This is a genomic window from Salmonirosea aquatica (genome assembly GCF_009296315.1).
GTDB classification, from domain to species: domain Bacteria; phylum Bacteroidota; class Bacteroidia; order Cytophagales; family Spirosomataceae; genus Salmonirosea; species Salmonirosea aquatica.
In genome coordinates this window covers 1,168,518-1,184,640 of the sequence record NZ_WHLY01000002.1, presented here as the reverse complement: position 1 = coordinate 1,184,640, position 16,123 = coordinate 1,168,518, and the positions used below count along the sequence as shown (strand labels likewise).

18 protein-coding genes are annotated in these 16,123 nt (G+C 48.5%); 10 read left to right on the top strand and 8 right to left on the bottom strand.

The window, feature by feature from the left end; all coding sequences use genetic code 11:
• Positions 1–68: 68 nt before the first annotated feature.
• Entirely contained in the window at positions 69–695 is a 627-nt protein-coding gene (locus tag GBK04_RS06060; protein WP_152757788.1) for a hypothetical protein, read from the top strand.
• Positions 696–770: 75 nt separating this feature from the next.
• Here the strand turns inward: GBK04_RS06060 and GBK04_RS06055 are convergent, their stop codons facing one another.
• Entirely contained in the window at positions 771–1,235 is a 465-nt protein-coding gene (locus GBK04_RS06055) for a hypothetical protein (RefSeq protein ID WP_152757786.1), read from the bottom strand.
• Between the two features lie 339 nt (positions 1,236–1,574).
• On the opposite strand from GBK04_RS06055, the gene GBK04_RS06050 reads away from it, so the two are divergent.
• Together GBK04_RS06050 and GBK04_RS06045 are read left to right on the top strand one after the other, a co-directional pair.
• Positions 1,575–2,501, top strand: coding sequence for a DnaJ C-terminal domain-containing protein (locus GBK04_RS06050; protein ID WP_152757784.1), 927 nt, complete (start codon positions 1,575–1,577; stop codon positions 2,499–2,501).
• Positions 2,498–2,791, top strand: a complete 294-nt coding sequence (locus GBK04_RS06045) for a chaperone modulator CbpM (protein WP_152757782.1) — start codon at positions 2,498–2,500, stop codon at positions 2,789–2,791. The genes GBK04_RS06050 and GBK04_RS06045 overlap by 4 nt, the downstream gene beginning before the upstream one ends.
• A 60-nt stretch (positions 2,792–2,851) precedes the next feature.
• Here GBK04_RS06045 and GBK04_RS06040 read toward each other — a convergent pair whose 3' ends face one another.
• On the bottom strand, positions 2,852–5,092 hold the full coding sequence (locus GBK04_RS06040) for a M28 family metallopeptidase (protein ID WP_152757781.1): 2,241 nt from the start codon (positions 5,090–5,092) through the stop codon (positions 2,852–2,854).
• Positions 5,093–5,265: 173 nt separating this feature from the next.
• Between GBK04_RS06040 and GBK04_RS06035 the strand changes: the two genes are divergently transcribed.
• The 3 genes from GBK04_RS06035 to GBK04_RS06025 all read left to right on the top strand — a co-directional run bounded on the left by GBK04_RS06035 (position 5,266) and on the right by GBK04_RS06025 (position 8,055).
• A complete protein-coding gene (locus GBK04_RS06035) occupies positions 5,266–5,874 on the top strand; it encodes a trimeric intracellular cation channel family protein (RefSeq protein WP_152757779.1) in 609 nt (202 codons plus the stop codon).
• Between the two features lie 95 nt (positions 5,875–5,969).
• On the top strand, positions 5,970–6,809 hold the full coding sequence (locus GBK04_RS06030; RefSeq protein WP_152757777.1) for a LytR/AlgR family response regulator transcription factor: 840 nt from the start codon (positions 5,970–5,972) through the stop codon (positions 6,807–6,809).
• 109 nt (positions 6,810–6,918) lie between these two features.
• On the top strand, positions 6,919–8,055 hold the full coding sequence (locus GBK04_RS06025) for a dioxygenase family protein (protein ID WP_152757775.1): 1,137 nt from the start codon (positions 6,919–6,921) through the stop codon (positions 8,053–8,055).
• A 34-nt stretch (positions 8,056–8,089) separates the two neighbouring features.
• Here the strand turns inward: GBK04_RS06025 and GBK04_RS06020 are convergent, their stop codons facing one another.
• On the bottom strand, positions 8,090–8,506 hold the full coding sequence (locus GBK04_RS06020) for a DUF1761 domain-containing protein (protein ID WP_152757774.1): 417 nt from the start codon (positions 8,504–8,506) through the stop codon (positions 8,090–8,092).
• A gap of 142 nt (positions 8,507–8,648) precedes the next feature.
• On the opposite strand from GBK04_RS06020, the gene GBK04_RS06015 reads away from it, so the two are divergent.
• Positions 8,649–9,482, top strand: coding sequence for an ion transporter (locus GBK04_RS06015; RefSeq protein WP_152757772.1), 834 nt, complete (start codon positions 8,649–8,651; stop codon positions 9,480–9,482).
• Between the two features lie 206 nt (positions 9,483–9,688).
• Positions 9,689–9,904, top strand: coding sequence for a hypothetical protein (locus tag GBK04_RS06010; RefSeq protein WP_152757770.1), 216 nt, complete (start codon positions 9,689–9,691; stop codon positions 9,902–9,904).
• Positions 9,905–9,994: 90 nt separating this feature from the next.
• Here the strand turns inward: GBK04_RS06010 and GBK04_RS06005 are convergent, their stop codons facing one another.
• Positions 9,995–10,669: an ion channel gene (locus GBK04_RS06005; protein WP_152757769.1), complete on the bottom strand. Its 675-nt coding sequence runs from the start codon at positions 10,667–10,669 to the stop codon at positions 9,995–9,997.
• A 150-nt stretch (positions 10,670–10,819) separates the two neighbouring features.
• On the opposite strand from GBK04_RS06005, the gene GBK04_RS06000 reads away from it, so the two are divergent.
• Positions 10,820–11,626, top strand: a complete 807-nt coding sequence (locus tag GBK04_RS06000; RefSeq protein ID WP_152757767.1) for an ABC transporter substrate-binding protein — start codon at positions 10,820–10,822, stop codon at positions 11,624–11,626.
• A gap of 433 nt (positions 11,627–12,059) precedes the next feature.
• Here GBK04_RS06000 and GBK04_RS05995 read toward each other — a convergent pair whose 3' ends face one another.
• Positions 12,060–12,608 (bottom strand): TlpA family protein disulfide reductase, encoded by a 549-nt coding sequence (locus GBK04_RS05995; protein WP_152757765.1) that lies wholly within the window; start codon positions 12,606–12,608, stop codon positions 12,060–12,062.
• 378 nt (positions 12,609–12,986) lie between these two features.
• Here GBK04_RS05995 and GBK04_RS05990 point away from each other — a divergent pair, with 378 nt between their 5' ends.
• Positions 12,987–14,333 carry a tetratricopeptide repeat protein gene (locus GBK04_RS05990; RefSeq protein WP_152757763.1) on the top strand — a complete coding sequence of 449 codons (1,347 nt, stop codon included), beginning with the start codon at positions 12,987–12,989 and terminating at the stop codon, positions 14,331–14,333.
• An 89-nt stretch (positions 14,334–14,422) separates the two neighbouring features.
• On the opposite strand, the gene GBK04_RS05985 is transcribed toward GBK04_RS05990, so the two are convergent.
• From GBK04_RS05985 to GBK04_RS05975, 3 genes are read right to left on the bottom strand one after another with little or no spacing between them, the layout of a single operon-like run.
• Positions 14,423–15,142 carry a superoxide dismutase gene (locus GBK04_RS05985; RefSeq protein ID WP_373330748.1) on the bottom strand — a complete coding sequence of 240 codons (720 nt, stop codon included), beginning with the start codon at positions 15,140–15,142 and terminating at the stop codon, positions 14,423–14,425.
• Positions 15,143–15,168: 26 nt separating this feature from the next.
• A complete protein-coding gene (gene recR, locus GBK04_RS05980) occupies positions 15,169–15,771 on the bottom strand; it encodes a recombination mediator RecR (RefSeq protein WP_152757761.1) in 603 nt (200 codons plus the stop codon).
• Between the two features lie 20 nt (positions 15,772–15,791).
• Entirely contained in the window at positions 15,792–16,067 is a 276-nt protein-coding gene (locus tag GBK04_RS05975) for an ATP-dependent Clp protease adaptor ClpS (protein WP_152757760.1), read from the bottom strand.
• Positions 16,068–16,123 lie beyond the last annotated feature (56 nt).

Below are 16,123 nucleotides of genomic sequence, written 5' to 3'. Positions count from 1 at the left end.
CTGAATGGAGGTTTGCCCGAAATTAGCAAAATTGAACGATGCGGACTGGCTCTTACCAAAATTTCACGATGAAAAAAACGGGTATGTACCTGCTGATCATGGGCTTCTTTATTTCTTGTTCCAAAGAGCAAACTCATAATGAATCAACGATTTACGAGAAAGAGTTTTATTCCGTGCTGAATGATTTGATTCGGATAAAACTGATCAATACTTCGGTAATTCAGGCTGAAACTACTCCGGTTTCCAAAGCGATGTGGCAAGAAATAAGGAACCCCCTGAAAATCAACTTACTCTCAGACAGTACTCTTTTGGCCACCAAAGGGATGTACGCGCTACGCGCGGAAAATTTAATGGATTCGGCTGAAATACGTTTCATATACAACAGCATCGATAGTACAAAAACGATACGACTTGATTCTGCCAAAGTAGTCGTACCGACGATTTCTGTCCGGAAATTAAATAAGGTTTTTAACGAAATAAATCGGGAAGAGGGCTATGAAGTATTGAGAGAAACCTACGGTACGAGCTGTATTATAAAAGTATCGACTCCTTTATTTAATTCTACTTTCACGAAAGTAATTCTCTGGATAGATTATCAGTGCGGGTGGAAACATGGCCAGGGGTATATATTTATTTTGGAAAAAAGAAAAGGAAAATGGTGGTTGATTGAAGAGGTGGGTACCTGGATTAGTTGATAATGTGCTATATAGCTCAAAAGAAAGGGGTACCTCGATCTAGCGAGGTACCCCTTTCTTTTATACGAACAAATATTATAAATCCACGTTCTTGGGCTTGCGACCTGCCCGCTTGGCTTTGGGGGTAGGCTTATTCAGCTTCAATTCAACGCCCTTGATATCGTCGCCATACACAAATGAATTGATATCGAAGGTGTATTTATTATTCTGGTAATCCAATCCACTCTTTTCTAAAATAACACCCAGCGCGATAAAGTTATTCCGGCCACTGCTTTGCATTTCAAAAGCACCTTCCACATGTCCGGAAGCAGGAATGATATACAGCGATTTGAGTTTCCGCTTGTTTTGTTGGGTACCTACCATGTAGGTAGTGTGCTCTGAATTCAAGCCCACTTGCTCAGCGGCTTTCTGAGGAATAATCACTTTTCCGGTAGCAGAAATATAGCCCGTTGCGGGAGCATCTGTTTCCTCTTTTGTACGCGTTTTACGTTCCGCTTTGTTTTCCTGGGGAGAAAAGAAACGAATATCATCTAAGTTCATAATGAATGGTTTTATTTGTTTATTTTGGCAAAGAACGTAAATTTTTTTTGCAATAATATATTTATCCCCACTAAAATATCTGCAAAAATTACAACCATATAACTCATTTGTCAGAACACTATTACGAAAATGGCTTACCTTACTTCTGGAAAAAGTTAGCTTGTAGAGGCTGTTAATTAGAATCTACCTCGTGTTAAAATGAGTGAAAACATGATCAAAGCCTGTGATTTTGGGTATGATCTTTTTGGAAAATATCTTTCGACTGACAAAACGCCGCTTATATTTTTTAATTTTGGAGAACGATCAATCGTTTTAAAGTAAACCGCTACGGCTAACCGAATGGAATACATAGATTATTATAATATACTGGGTGTAAATAAGGAGGCCTCCGAGAACGACATTAAAAAAGCTTATCGAAAACTGGCCCGGAAGTACCATCCCGACATCAATCCCAACGACAAGGACGCCGAAAAGAAATTCAAGGAAATCAACGAGGCCAATCAGGTACTGGGCGATCCCGAAAACCGGAAGAAATACGACAAGTACGGGAAGGACTGGAAGCACGCCGAGGAATTTGAGAAAGCGGGGCAGCAGCGACAGTACCGGGGCAGTAGCCAACAAGGCCCGTCGGGAGGCTTTTCGGGCGGTGGTTTTGGGGGAGGAGGCGACTTCTCCGACTTTTTTGAATCCATGTTTGGTTCGGGGGCTTCGTCCTTTGGGGGCGGTGGTTCCTGGGGCGGAGGTAGGAATTATAAAGGCCAGGATTTTAACGCCGAGTTAAGCCTCGATCTGCGGGATGTGTACGAAACCCACAAACGTACCATTACGGTGAACGGAAAAAATATCCGGCTTACCATTCCCGCGGGCGTCAGCGATGGACAGGTGATCAAGATCAAGGGCTACGGGGGCGAGGGGGCCAATGGTGGCCCGAAAGGCGATCTGTACCTTACATTTTCCCTCGTCAATAGTACCCCCTTCAAGCGCGATGGGGATAATTTGTATAGAACTGTGGCGCTTGATTTGTACAAGGCAGTACTGGGCGGAGAAATTACGGTGGATACTTTCGACGGGAAAGTGAAATTAAAGGTAGCGCCGGGTACCCAAAGCGGCACGAAAGTAAAGCTAAAAGGTAAAGGATTCCCGGTCTACAAAAAGGAAGGTTCGTTTGGTGATTTGTTCATTACCTACCAGGTCAATTTGCCGACCAACCTGACGGAGAAAGAAAAAGAACTGTTTACTGAATTGGCAAATCTGAGAACGTCATGAACACCGAAAACTTCATCCCAATCGCCACGCTTTGCACGCACTATCACGTGGAAACGTCCTTTTTCGATAGTCTGAATGAAGTGGGATTGATCGAAATAGAATCCATCGAAGAGTCGCATTATATCCACGCTGAACGGATTAGCGAAGTAGAAAAAATCATTCGTATGCGCAACGACCTGCATCTGAACCTAGAAGGGATCGACGTGGTCTTGAATCTGCTGCAAAAAATGGATCATTTGCAAAACGAACTGGTTTCGGCTAGAAATCGCTTGCGACTCTACGAAAATTGACAAATGGTAAAGGTGTCGGGTGTTTCCACCCGACACCACCGAAATCCTAAGGTACCCCACTTACTTCATCAGCAGCGTGGCTTTGTCCACTTGCGCGGCAAACTGCGTCAGCGCTTCGCTCACCCGTTCAATGCCTTGCTGGGCTTCGGTCCAGTTCTTCTGCTCGATGGCCTCCCGAATCATGGGCAGCGTTTTTACGCCGTAGCCGGTGTAGAATCCGGGGGCGTAAATCTGGTGCTGAAACCACGAGCGGCGTGGCAGACCTTCGGGATGGGTCAGGTACCGCTCTGACTTATAAAGTACCTCGTTTAATTTTTCTACATTCCCCACGGGCAATTGGCCGGATTTCTGTAAGGCCTGGCTATATTCCGTGGCGCTTTTATCCAGCGAAGCCAGGGCGTTATCCAATGGCGCAAAATTCAGGAAAGGTACCTCATCCATCGGCTCGGGCTGCGTGAATGGTTCCTTCGGGTCGGCGGCCAGTTGGTACTGGTTGTCCCGCAACAGACGGTTGTGATCCTCCGACTGGGTACGCATGCTCTCTACGTTCTGCTTCACTTCGGCGGCATATTGTTGCACGGTATTGGCAAAATTCTGGAATTCAAAGGGCAGGATTTGGGCATCAGCCATACGCAGTACGCAGCGACCCATCGTTTCGGCCAAAGCCACACCGTAAGAGAAATCGGTATCCTTGAACCGGGTGTAGTGATCGTAGGAATCATAAATGGAATGGTACTCGCCGCCGTCGTCTTCACCCCCAAAGCCGATGTTCATGGAAGCAATACCCAGGTGCTGGATAAAAGGCGTATAGTCGGAGCCCGATCCCAACGCGCCGATGCGCAAATCGCTCCGGCTGCGGGCTTCCTGCTTGGCTTTAGGACTACCATCCACCAGTACCTTGGCGCGCAGACGGTCGGCCACACTCACGTTGCGCTGCGGGTCGGTGACGTCCCGGGCCACCTGGTTCAGGAATTTTTCGAGAGTATGTGATCCGCCCGCATACAGAAATCCCCGGGCGTTGGAGTCGGAGTTGAAGTATACGACCGCCTTGTCTTTCAATTCCTGCTGCCGTTCTTCTACCCACTCGGTAGAGCCCAGCAGGCCGGGTTCTTCCGCGTCCCATAGGGCATACACAATGGTACGTTTGGGTTTCCAGCCGGTTTTCATCAACTCACCCAGGGCACGGGCTTCTTCCAACACCGCCACGGCTCCGCTCAGCGGATCGTTGGCTCCGTACACCCAGCCATCGTGGTGGTTGCCGCGAATCACCCACTCGTCGGGATACTCGCTGCCTTTGATCGTGGCGATGACATTGTAGGCAGGTTGAACGTCCCAATTGAATTCCAATTTGAGGTGTACCTTCGCCGGCCCGGGGCCCACATGGTAGGTGAGGGGCAGCGCCCCGCGCCAGGCGGCAGGGGCTACCTGTCCCCCCAGCGCTTTGAGCAGCGGCAGAGCGTCGCCATACGAAATGGGTAGCACCGGGATCTTCATGATCGTGGGCGCTTCGGTGCGAGCGAGGCGTTTGGCGTTTTTGGTGGCACCGTAGCCGGGCGTCAACGGATCGCCAGGGTACATGGGCATGTCCAGCACTGAACCGCGCTGGGCTCCGGCGTCGCTTTTGAAGGCACCTTTGGGGTACACATCGCCCTGAAAGAAACCGTCTTCCTTGGGATCGGAATAGATGATGCAGCCAATGGCGCCGTTTTCAGAGGCTACTTTGGGCTTGATGCCACGCCAGGAGTTGCCGTACTTGGCCAATACGATTTTGCCTTTGACATCGATCCCCATTTTTTTCAAGGCTTCATAGTCCTCAGGAATACCGTAGTTCACGAACACCAATTCAGCGGTCACGTCACCGTCGGCCGAAAAGGCATGGTAGGTAGGTAGCTGCTCTTTCGTCTGGCCCGAGGTTGCGTCTTCCTTCAGAATTGGCTCGGAAAGAGAAGCCTTGAATTTGGTGGGCTCCACCAATTCTACCACCCGGGTCTTGGGGGTTGGAAACAGGACGTACGAGGTGTCGATGCGTGCCTCGAAACCGTAGGATTTGAGCAGGTCACGTGCGTATTCGGCATTTTCTCGGTCGAAGGGCGAACCTACGTGGTGCGGATGCGCACTCATGCGTTTCATGTGGGCGCGGAGGTTTTCGGCTTTCAATTGCTGATCGAACCGCTTTTCGAGGGCCACTTCTTTTTGGGCGCCTGCTGCGTCGAAGCCCAGGATACTTTGTGAAAAGGCCGGATTCAGTGCGCAAAACACAGCTCCGGAAAACAATAGAATCTTTGGTAAATTATACCGCATAGGTTTGAATAGATTAAGAAAGAGGGTTTTTGATAAAACAAAGGTTAATATACTACGAAAATCTAAAAAGAAAAGGAAGCCCTGAATTTTGGCAATACTTCGATCCGTTTCGCGGAATGATGATTACTGGCGAACTTTGCTGACTTGTTAGCCCTTAGCTACGTTTGCCTTTCATGAGCATTCAGTATATTCTGGAAATTGTAGGTACCTGCGCCTTTGCCATATCAGGAGCATTGGCCGTAAAAGACAAAGACGATCCCGACTGGTTTTCCGCCAGTTTCACGGCGTTTGTTTCTTCCATCGGGGGTGGTACGGTACGCGATCTTTTGCTGGGTAGCTATCCACTCGTCTGGATCAGCGACATCACCATTTTGTACGCCATCATGGTCGGGATTGTCCTGACCTTTATTTTTTATAAAAGACTTATCCGCCTTCGCAGAACCCTTTTTCTCTTCGATACTTTTGGTATTGCGCTCTTCACAATAGTAGGTACGGAAAAAGCGCTCTCGCTGGGCGTCCGTCCCGAGATCGCAGCCATTATGGGCGTTTTTTCGGCGGTCATGGGTGGCGTAATTCGGGATACGATGACCAACGAAATCCCGATTGTTTACCAGAAGGAAGTGTACGCTACGGCTTGTCTGGCCGGAGCGGTATCATATCTGGTGCTCGATTATGTGGGCACTGAGCGCAATACTACTTTCATTCTCGCCGCGGCGGTCATTATCCTGTTGCGCATTTTGGCGGTCCGCTTGAAGTGGCGGGTACCTACTTTTTTCAGGTGAGGCCGAGAATTGGCTTTTCCCCTTTTATTGTCGAATTTACCTATCGAAAGGCAGGAGTCGATTGATTACTGACTCTGCCTTCAAAATAAATTGACATGAAAATCACCGCCTTCACTTTCCAGCATCGACCAGCCCGTATCATTCTTCCAGTATTCTGGCTGGGTGTGGCCGTTCTGGCTACCGGACAGGACGCGCTTTTCGCTTTTCTCAAAGACACCTCTTTCTACTGGAGCGAAAGTTTACTGTACAAAGTCTACTGGTTGCTGTTTATTCCGCTGACAGTTTTTATCGGCTTAGTCGCTAGGCGATTTCCGGTCGAGCGCCTGCTTGCCCGGAATCTGTTGACCCACGCGCTGCTGGCTGTTTCGACAAGTCTGATTCAAATCCTGCTATTTTCGGCATTGATGGCGGTTTTAAGTGAAGTTGTACTAGGGTATCCCTTCCCCTTTCAAGGCGTATTGCGCAAATCCCTTGCCGAAGATTTTTTCACCGGGATCGTAATGTACTGTCTGTTGCTGCTACTGACCAGCCGTTTCACAGAAAAGCACCCCCACCAGCTGCCGCCAGTAGGGGTAGGTAATCAGTCAAATCAAGATAGTGGGGTTGAATATTTGAGCGTTTTTTTGGTCAAAGACGGAGCCAAAACCCTACGCCTGGCAGTCGAAAGCATCGACTGGATCGGCTCGGAAGATTCCTACACCGTACTACACCGGGGGAGCCAAAAGTGGTTGTATTCCGAAAGCCTCACCAGGCTGGAAAATCAGTTGAATCCCGATGACTTTATCCGTATTCATCGCTCGTGCATCGTGAATATCCATCGGGTGCGGCAGGCTACTTCCCGGCTCACGGGCGACTACGATGTGTATCTGGATAACGGTGCTACGGTACGGCTCAGCCGTCATTATGTCAAAGCAGCCAGGGGGCGACTGATCTGATTCGCGGCTCGACCTTCCAATTCCGCCACTGAGCGGAAATGGATTGGGTACCAGGCCTTGTAAGGCTATTTTTGAAAACTTCATTTTTCAAAAAACTAGCTGCATTGCCATGAAAGTACCTTTTTTTAGTTTTCTGCTTCTAGCCGTTTTTATTTCCTGCGAGAGCCGTAGTCAGCAACAAAAAAGCTCCGCCTCCCCGAAGGAACTTATAGGTGGTGGCTGCGATGGTTGCGAGATCATGTACATCGGGATGCCCATCCGGATGAATTCCACCGATACCAGTGTGGGTTGGCGAGGTACCCGTACCAAACTACTTGTAACAGGTACCGTCTACCAGGTCGATGGTCGCACCCCTGCTCCCAACGTGATCGTTTATTATTGGCAAACCGACGATCAAGGGTACTATTCCAAAAATAGCATGCTTACCGGCGAAGCGGTCCGGCATGGCGCGCGCCGGGGTTGGATGCAGACCGGAGCCGACGGAAAATATGCCCTTTACACCAATCGTCCGGCCCCGTACCCGGGTCGTGATATTCCAGCCCATATTCATCTGTCTATCAAGGAACCCAACCTGCCCAATGAATACTACGTGGACGAACTGGTTTTTGATGATGATCCGCTCTTGACCACCGCCAAAAGGAAAGCTTTGGAAAACCGGGGCGGAAGTGGGGTACTACGACCTCGTGAAGAAAACGGAATCCAGGTAGCGCGGCATGACATTATCCTGGGATTGCACATACCCCACTACCTGGCCACGACTTCCGCAAATAAAAGGACGGGACTCTCCATCGGGGAAGAGAGTCCCTCGTTCACCCCCTATCATGCGTGGGGGCCCGATAAAGGTTCCAAGGCGTGCCCGGTGTGCAAGTATGGCCGTAACTACGGAATTCTGTATTTTGTTGGGGCGACTGAATCTTGGGATAATTTCAAAAAATGGCTAGTACTACTGGAAAAGCTGAGTGGTGAAAAACGGGATCAGCTAAAGGTGTACCTGGTATGCGAAGCGGGTGGAACGCCGGAGAAAACCCAGCGTCAACTTGAACAGGTAGGTCGTGAATTGGACATACAGAATCTCGCACTCACTTTTGTGCCTGACTTTGGAGATCAGGAAAGTGATGTCTATCTTAACAAGTTAGATGCCAAAGCAGTGAACACGTTCATTGTGTACAACAGCCGGGTCATTATCGATACCTACACGAACCTAAGACCCATCGACTTCGGTATCCTGACCAGGAAAATACCTTAAATGGGCCTTGATTATGAAGATTGGGCTATTCGGGTTATCTTTTTCTCCGCCAACCGCCCAGAATCGCTCCCATGGTGGCGAAGCTAATGGCGCTGAATCCGGCATTCAGAACGGATAAGCCCATGGGCTTCATTTCATAAGCATTATTGGTGAAAATATTGCCACCTACGATCAGGGCACCAATCAGTGCTCCGGCGGTCATGCCGGTTTCCCAGGTACTGATGTTCATGGATTTGAATAGGAGAGCCAGGGCCAGGGCACCCAGCAGGTAGGTAACAAAACTGATAATGTATGAAGCCAGAGCCCCGCCGCCTTCCACTACCTTTGCTTCGGTCAGCCCGGTCAGTTTCATCCAGGTAGTTTGGAAAGCAATGTACCAGAGGGCACCCAATAGGAAGGTGACTGCTGCGGCCACTAGGATCGCCACAAAGTTGATTTTTGCAGAATTCATAGGAGAGAGGGGTTTGTGAAATTACATTCGAAAATAATGATTTTTTTCGTATATAACCAATTGGCTCTATTGTGACACATAGCTGAGTTTGGGGAATCGGAATGGGTTGAATACCTTTGGAAAGGCTCAAAACATCCGGAAAATGAATCAGGAACCTTCACCCGAGCAGAACTGGCGGCACAAACTCTACGTGATCATTTACGAAGCAGACACCCGGGCAGGCAAGCGGTTCGACGTGATCCTGTTGTGGCTGATCGTGCTGAGTGTAGTATTGGTGATGCTCGAAAGTGTCGAGGAGATCAACACCCGGTACCATGCCGTCTTTAATCTGGCCGAATGGGGCATAACCGTTCTGTTCACCGTAGAATACGTGGCCCGGATCATTACCGTACGAAAGCCACTGGGGTACATTTTTAGTTTTTATGGCCTGATCGATCTTTTGTCTACCATTCCCAAATACCTCTCTCTGTTTCTGGTCGGGACGCAGGTATTAGTGGTTTTCAGGTCGCTGCGCCTGCTGCGGGTCTTCCGCATTCTCAAGCTGCATCAGTACGTAGGAGAGTCGCAGAAACTCATGAACGCCCTGCGGGCTAGTCGTACCAAAATATCCGTTTTCCTATTTGCCATTCTGATAATCTGCGTCGTGCTGGGTACGATCATGTACCTGGTCGAGGATCGGGAGAGTGGATTCACAAGCATCCCGAAAAGCATTTACTGGGCCATTGTCACACTGACCACGGTAGGATATGGCGACATTGCCCCTCAGACGATCTCGGGACAGTTTATCGCCAGCTTCATCATGATTCTGGGCTACGCCATTATCGCCATCCCCACGGGGATCGTCACCAGTGAAATGACCAGAGATAGGGAGGATAACGAAGTTTTTGACACCCAAAGCTGTCCTAACTGTTCGGCCGACCGGCATCCGCCTCGGGCGGTCTTTTGCTATCGGTGCGGTACCCGGTTGAATCCATGAGTCTATATTCGATGTGGGAGTTTTATTTCTGAAGCACGGGGATTTTACTCTGGTGTTAACTTATAAATCAGAAGTGTAAAGCCGCCCAGGAAAGGAAAGTTTTGGATTGCCGGGCCAAAGTTTTGGGGATGCTGTGTATATTGGCAGCCCAAAAGGCGAATGTCCTTTGGCAAGTATTACAAAACCACTTAAACAATTATTGGATTATGGCCACAATGGTTCAGCTAGAAGGTACGAACGTAATATTCAATCTTGACCACGTTCTTACTATTCAGAAAGGCACAGTAAACGCAACCCAGAAGGAAGGGATCGTATTCAACTTACTGGAGAAAAATGAAGTGATTTGGGAATTTGTTTCCGGAGAAGCCCGTGACGAAGCCTTTGAAGCATTATTGACAACCACAGAAAGTCGGATGTTTTGATTTTCCTGAGAGCGCAGTACCCTGCATGGGCTGCGCTCTCTACCTTACCCCCATGCAGTAGGTACCTTCATCCCAGTAAAATGACCTTCTTCACTCAGGTTTTGATCGGGAAGTAAATTTGCTGATCAGAATTCCCACCAATACTACGGAATAAAACTGGCCTACAATCCCCAAAAAAGAGGTAATCAGTTTGGTGTAATAAGCGTTGGGTGTAATATCCCCGAAACCAATGCTGGTCATGGTGATACTGCAAAAATACACCAGATCCATAAACACGGAGGCTTTGCTCGAATCATCAATTCCATTGAGAGCACCGAAATTCTGGTATAAAAACACCTGCATCAGGAACACACTTATTTCCAGAAGCAAAAAGTACCCACAGGCCGCGGCCGAAATTATGTCCTTATTAATATAGCCCGGCCGGATCAGGAAAGTGATGATTTCTCGAAAGATGAATGAGAAAAAAATGACGTACGCGATATTGAGCGTCAACATAAAATAAGGCATATGCCCAAAAAAAGGTAGAGCAATGGGCAAGGCTAAAACTACAATAAAGAGGACGTTCCGAAGGATTATTTTCCAGGGTACCTTTCTTACAAAAATGCCCACGCTTGCCAACCCTACTATGAAAATGTTGATGGGCCAGATCACCTTCGTATAAAATTCCAGGTCTTTCAGAAACACTCCAATGAATAAATGTTGGATTAGGGAAACGAGGAGAACTTCGTACTTGTTGACGTGCAGGAAGGCAAGAAACTTCATCATGCTCGGACCGGATTTTGGGAAAATGTAATAGACAGGTGTAGATGAACCAAGGTTTCGTTTGTGAAACGTTAGAAACCTGGCTCCTGTTTAGAGCAAAGGCAAAATAAAGGTACCTTTACACTAGTTAGTTCTCACAATTGTATAGGGTTTATGGCTCAGTTTACCGATCAGATGGGTTTACCGCTTCAGCTTAACGACTGTCCCCAACGGATCGTATCGCTGGTACCTTCCCAAACCGAGCTGCTCCTTGATCTGGGTTTGAATGATACAGTCGTGGGCATCACGCGCTACTGCCTTCACCCAAAACCAAAAATTCAGGGCAAGGCGATCATAGGCGGAACCAAGACTCCTGACCTGGCGCTGATTCGTAAGCTGCAACCCGACCTAATTCTTGGAAATAAAGAAGAAAACCGGCGCGAAGATATTGAAGCCCTACGAGCGGAATTCCCTGTCTGGATGTCGGATATCAATTCGCTGGCCGACGCAACAGCAATGGTCCGGGAAATAGGCCGTCTTGTGTGTAAGGAAACCTCTGCCGACTGGCTGGCCGAACGGATCGAGGAGCGATTTGAAACCTTAGCCGGCGAATTGGCTTCCCGACCACTCCGCAAAAAAGCAGCTTATCTGATCTGGCGGAAACCGTGGATGGTAGCTGGAGGGGGTACCTTCATTGACGCTATGCTTAGTCAGGCAGGGCTTGATAATGTGTTTGCTGGGCAGCCCCGCTATCCCGAGTGTGCAGAGGAAACCCTGAAGGCTTCTCTGCCGGAGCTTATTCTGCTCCCGTCAGAACCTTTTCCCTTCAAAGAGGGGCATCTGGCCGAGATTCAGGCTCTGTGTCCTGATGCCCAAGTTCTTCTGGTAAACGGGGAGTTATTCAGTTGGTATGGCACCCGCCTGCTACGAACTCCTGCCTACCTCCGTTCCCTAGTGACCTCCGCATCGGTGCAGCCATAAAAGGTTGCACATGTCTGTAGTACCTATCTCCTGTCATCGGTCTATAACCGTATAATAATTTGATTATACCGATATAAAATAAAGCTATAGTTTTACGTTATAAAATAGCGAAATTTCGCCTCGAGTATTTTGAAGTAAGATTATTAAAATAGAGAGTTATAAAATTTTTATACATTAAGGAAAGATGAAAAGAGTTATATGGTTATTTCCAGTAGTGCTGGCTGTCAGCACCGCCACGCTTTGGAAACGCAAGAGTAAATTCCACACCCGAATCGATATTCTGGGTATCTAATGCTGGCGTACGTGATGGAGCAGGCCAAAAAGGAATCGACCGAAAGACTTTTTTGATTGTCTGCCCAGAAGAAAGCGCGGGAGCGGCTACGATCGTAGCCGCTCCCGCGCTTTCTTTTTAGGGGTACTAAGCGAAGAATGGTTACAGAGCTAGCTGTTTGTCAATAAACTCGAAGACTTGCGGATCGTTCCAGTTAATGGCCCCTACTTGCTCGGCAAGTACCTGGCCATGACGGAGCATATAGGTTCGGGGAATAGCGCTTCCGTCCAGAACGGGCGGGTAGGCCCCATTGAACAAATAGAACGGAAGCTCATAATCCTTCTTTTGCAAAAAATTGTGTACCGTGGAGGGGTTTTCATCCGATACTACGTAAAAGGCCATTTTGGGATGATCCTTATAACGTCGATAGAGTGCCTGAATACTGGGCATTTCTGCGTTGCAGGGGCCGCACCAAGTGGCCCACACATTGACAAAAACGAGCTTCGACGAGTCCATCACTACCGTATTACCTTTCATATCGCTGAGAGCAAGGTAGGGTGAGATTGGATTCTGCTCAGTGGACGCGGACGTTTCTGAATTAGCCACATCATTATTCTGGTCGGCAGGTGATTCCTTGAAAACTTTATAGAGCGCTATGATCGCTACGAAAATAGTGGCAAAAATGACGATATATTTCTGACTTGGTTTCATGGTTCAGCTCAACCCGCGATTGAAAAAATGGTAAAAGAATGCCCAAACTAACAAAACTCTCCGGGAAACTCAAATACAGCCCGATTTAGGCAGGGTTATACTCCAAGAACAAGGTTACATATACCCACATATACCCGGCATGGGTACATAGGAAGGTTTAAAATTTCAAAAGTAAGTTTTGCCCCTAATCCCTATTTTGAATACTTTTAACATTTGGTAGGAAGTCAAGGACCGCGAGGATTCGGCAATTAAAGTTTTTCTAATAGATATAAAGCCAATAGGTACCCCCTAGGAAGGGTATGTTGCCATTCATCGTTTTCTGACGAGTTCATTCCAATAACAAACAACCCATAATCCTCCCTAATTAACATCACATTCATGAAAAGTTTTATTGCATCCTGGATTTTTATTGCCCTCTGTATTGGTTCCGTAAGTCAGTCGGTAGCTCAGCGTTCGGCGGCCGAATTTTTCGAAGACGGCAATGCCAAAGCCCGGGCCGGAGATTTTGCCGGTGCCATGCAATCATACAGTGCCGTCATTACCATGAACCCTGACCATGCTCCTAGCTACTTCAACCGTGGGCTGGCCAAAGCCAATCTCAAAGACCATCGGGGGGCCATTCTGGATTATGACCGCGCCATCGAAATCAACGGCAAAGAAGCCTTGTATTATCAGAGCCGGGGCGTGAGTAAAAGCATGCAAGATGACCATCGTGCTGCCATACAGGACTATACACGTGCCATTGAGTTGAATCCAGACGATGCGAAGTCCTACTATAACCGGGGAGTAAGCCGGGCCAAAACTGAAAACCAGCGGGGGGCCCTACAAGACTATAATAAAGCTATTACGGTTGATCCTAACGATGTGCCGGCGCTATACGCCCGGGGAGCCTGCAAGCAAAAACTGGAAGACTATGCGGGATCATTAGCTGATTTTTCGCGGGTCATTGAACTGAGCCCCAAAAGGGCTGGTGCTTTTGCAGGCCGCGGCTACGCAGAAATCAAACTAAATGATTATAAAGGAGCCATCGCTGACTATACAAAAGCTATTGAAATCAGCCCGGAAGAAGCACCCTCGTATAGCTACCGGGGTTTTGCCAAAGCCAAAGTTGATGATTATGCCGGAGCCGTGGCCGACTATAACCGGGCCTTACAGTTAAATCCGGATGATTTTGAAGCGTATTATGGTCGTGGATTTGCCAAAAGCAAGCTCAACGATCAAAAAAGTGCCATTCAGGATCTGACCCGGGCGGTGGAAATCAGTAACTCCTATACGGCCGACCCCAAGAAAATTGTGTACATGGGCCCCATCAACCGTGATGTACTCGACCGGTTGCGTTCGGCTGTGCAGGAACGTATCAAAATAAAGGAATTGTCATCTGAGCGAGCAGAGGCATATTTTATCCGTGGCATGAGCAAGAGTAAGAGTGGCGATAGCAAGGGGGCCATTCTGGATATGAACAGCGCTATTGATTTGAACCCGACTTATTCCGAAGCCTATTTTTCACGGGGACTGGTTCGTTCATCTACAGGCGATCAGATGGGTGCCATTCTGGATTGCAGCAGCGCCATAAAATTACGCCCGGATTACTCGGAAGCTTTCTACGTGCGTGGACTCATCAAGCATAGTCTGGGCGATGTGAATGGCGGCTGCCTCGACCTGAGTAAAGCGGGTGAGCTGGGCTACACGCCGGCCTATAAGGTAATCAGCGATTACTGTAATTAATGGATTCCTATCATTGAATAAAAAGCCCGCAGCGTAAAGTTGCGGGCTTTTTGAGTTTTATGAATGAACATGAGGCAACAAAGAACAGCTTACGCCTTAGAATTACTCATCAGCTCACCTACCCGATCCCAGTTCACAATATCCCAGAAGGCACCTACGTAGTCGGCGCGCTTATTTTGGTACTTAAGGTAGTAGGCGTGTTCCCACACGTCGAGGCCCAGCAGCGGGGTACCTTTAAAATCAGAAATACTCATGAGTGGGTTGTCCTGATTAGGGGTAGAGCCTAAGGCCAGTTTCCCATCCTGCGCGACCAGCCATGCCCATCCCGAGCCAAAACGCCCGGCTGCTTCTTTCCCGAAAGCTTCCTTAAAACCATCGAATGAACCAAACTGCCCGTTGATAGCATCCGCTACGGCTCCGGTTGGGGTACCCCCTTTGCCGGGTGCCATAGCTTTCCAAAAGAAAGTGTGGTTCCAGTGGCCACCGCCATTATTACGGACAGCATCAGGGGCGTTGCCCATATTTTTGAAAATATCAGTGAGTGCCATTTTCTCGTACTCCGTTCCCTTCACTGCGTCATTGAGTTTACTCACGTAGCCTGCATGGTGCTTTCCATAATGGATTTCCATCGTCATTTTGTCGATGGAGGGCTCCAAGGCCCCAAAGTCATAGGGTAGGGGCTCCTGGGAATAGGGGGCCATCATTTCGGCTCCTTCCTTGGAAGACGTCTGGCAGGCCGAGTTAGTGGCCAGCGCTCCTACGGCCAGGGTAGTGCCCGCCAGCGAGCGCAAAAACTCAATACGGTTCATAGTTAGTAAGGTTTTAGGATAAAAAATTAATCGTAAGCCACCCGGCTCACGATACTTCGCCCCAGAGTTACCTCATCGGCATACTCAAGGTCACCGCCAATAGGAATTCCCCGCGCGATGGTACTGATCTTCACCCCCAGGGGTTTCAATTTCTTTTGTAAATAAAAAGCAGTAGTATCCCCTTCCATCGTGGGACTCAGCGCCAGAATCACCTCCCGGATTTCCTCATCGACGATACGGGCCAGCAGGGAGTCGATGTGTAAGTCGGCCGGTCCAATACCTTCCAGGGGTGAGATAATCCCACCCAGCACGTGGTAGGTGCCGTTAAATTGGCTGGTATTTTCAATGGCTAGTACGTCGCGGGTATCCACCACCACGCACAGCAGCGAGGCTTCTCGTTTTGGACTTTTACAAATGTTACAAAGTTCACCGTCTGAGATATTGTGGCACCGCCTGCAAAACTGAGACTGGGTGCGCATGGCAACCAATGCTTCCGATAGCGAGCGGGTTTGCTGTTCTTCCCGTTTGAGCAGGTGAAGGGTCAGCCGCAGGGCGGTTTTTTTTCCAATGCCAGGCAGTTTTGAAATTTCGTTGACGGCATTTTCAATCAGTTGTGAAGGATAATTCATAGAATGCTCGTACGGCGGCTTTAACAGATCTCGGCGGATATGCCCCGGTGGCAGATTTCATTACGCATCGGCACCAGCGAATCGAATTCCCCTTCCTTCACAGAACACTTTCCCTTAAAATGGATAATCAGGGTACATTGTTCAGCTTGTTCAGGCGTATGGTTGCACACTTTAATCAGGGTATCGATGACCCAGTCAAATGTATTGACTTCATCGTTGAACACAACGAGCGTCCGCACTTCCGTTTCCACGGTTTCTTCCAAAACTTCTACGTCGGTTTCTATATGGGTTTGCATTACAGTCAAATTTACGTTTGATTAGCAAAATTAATCAAAAAGAAGGACTATCGGAA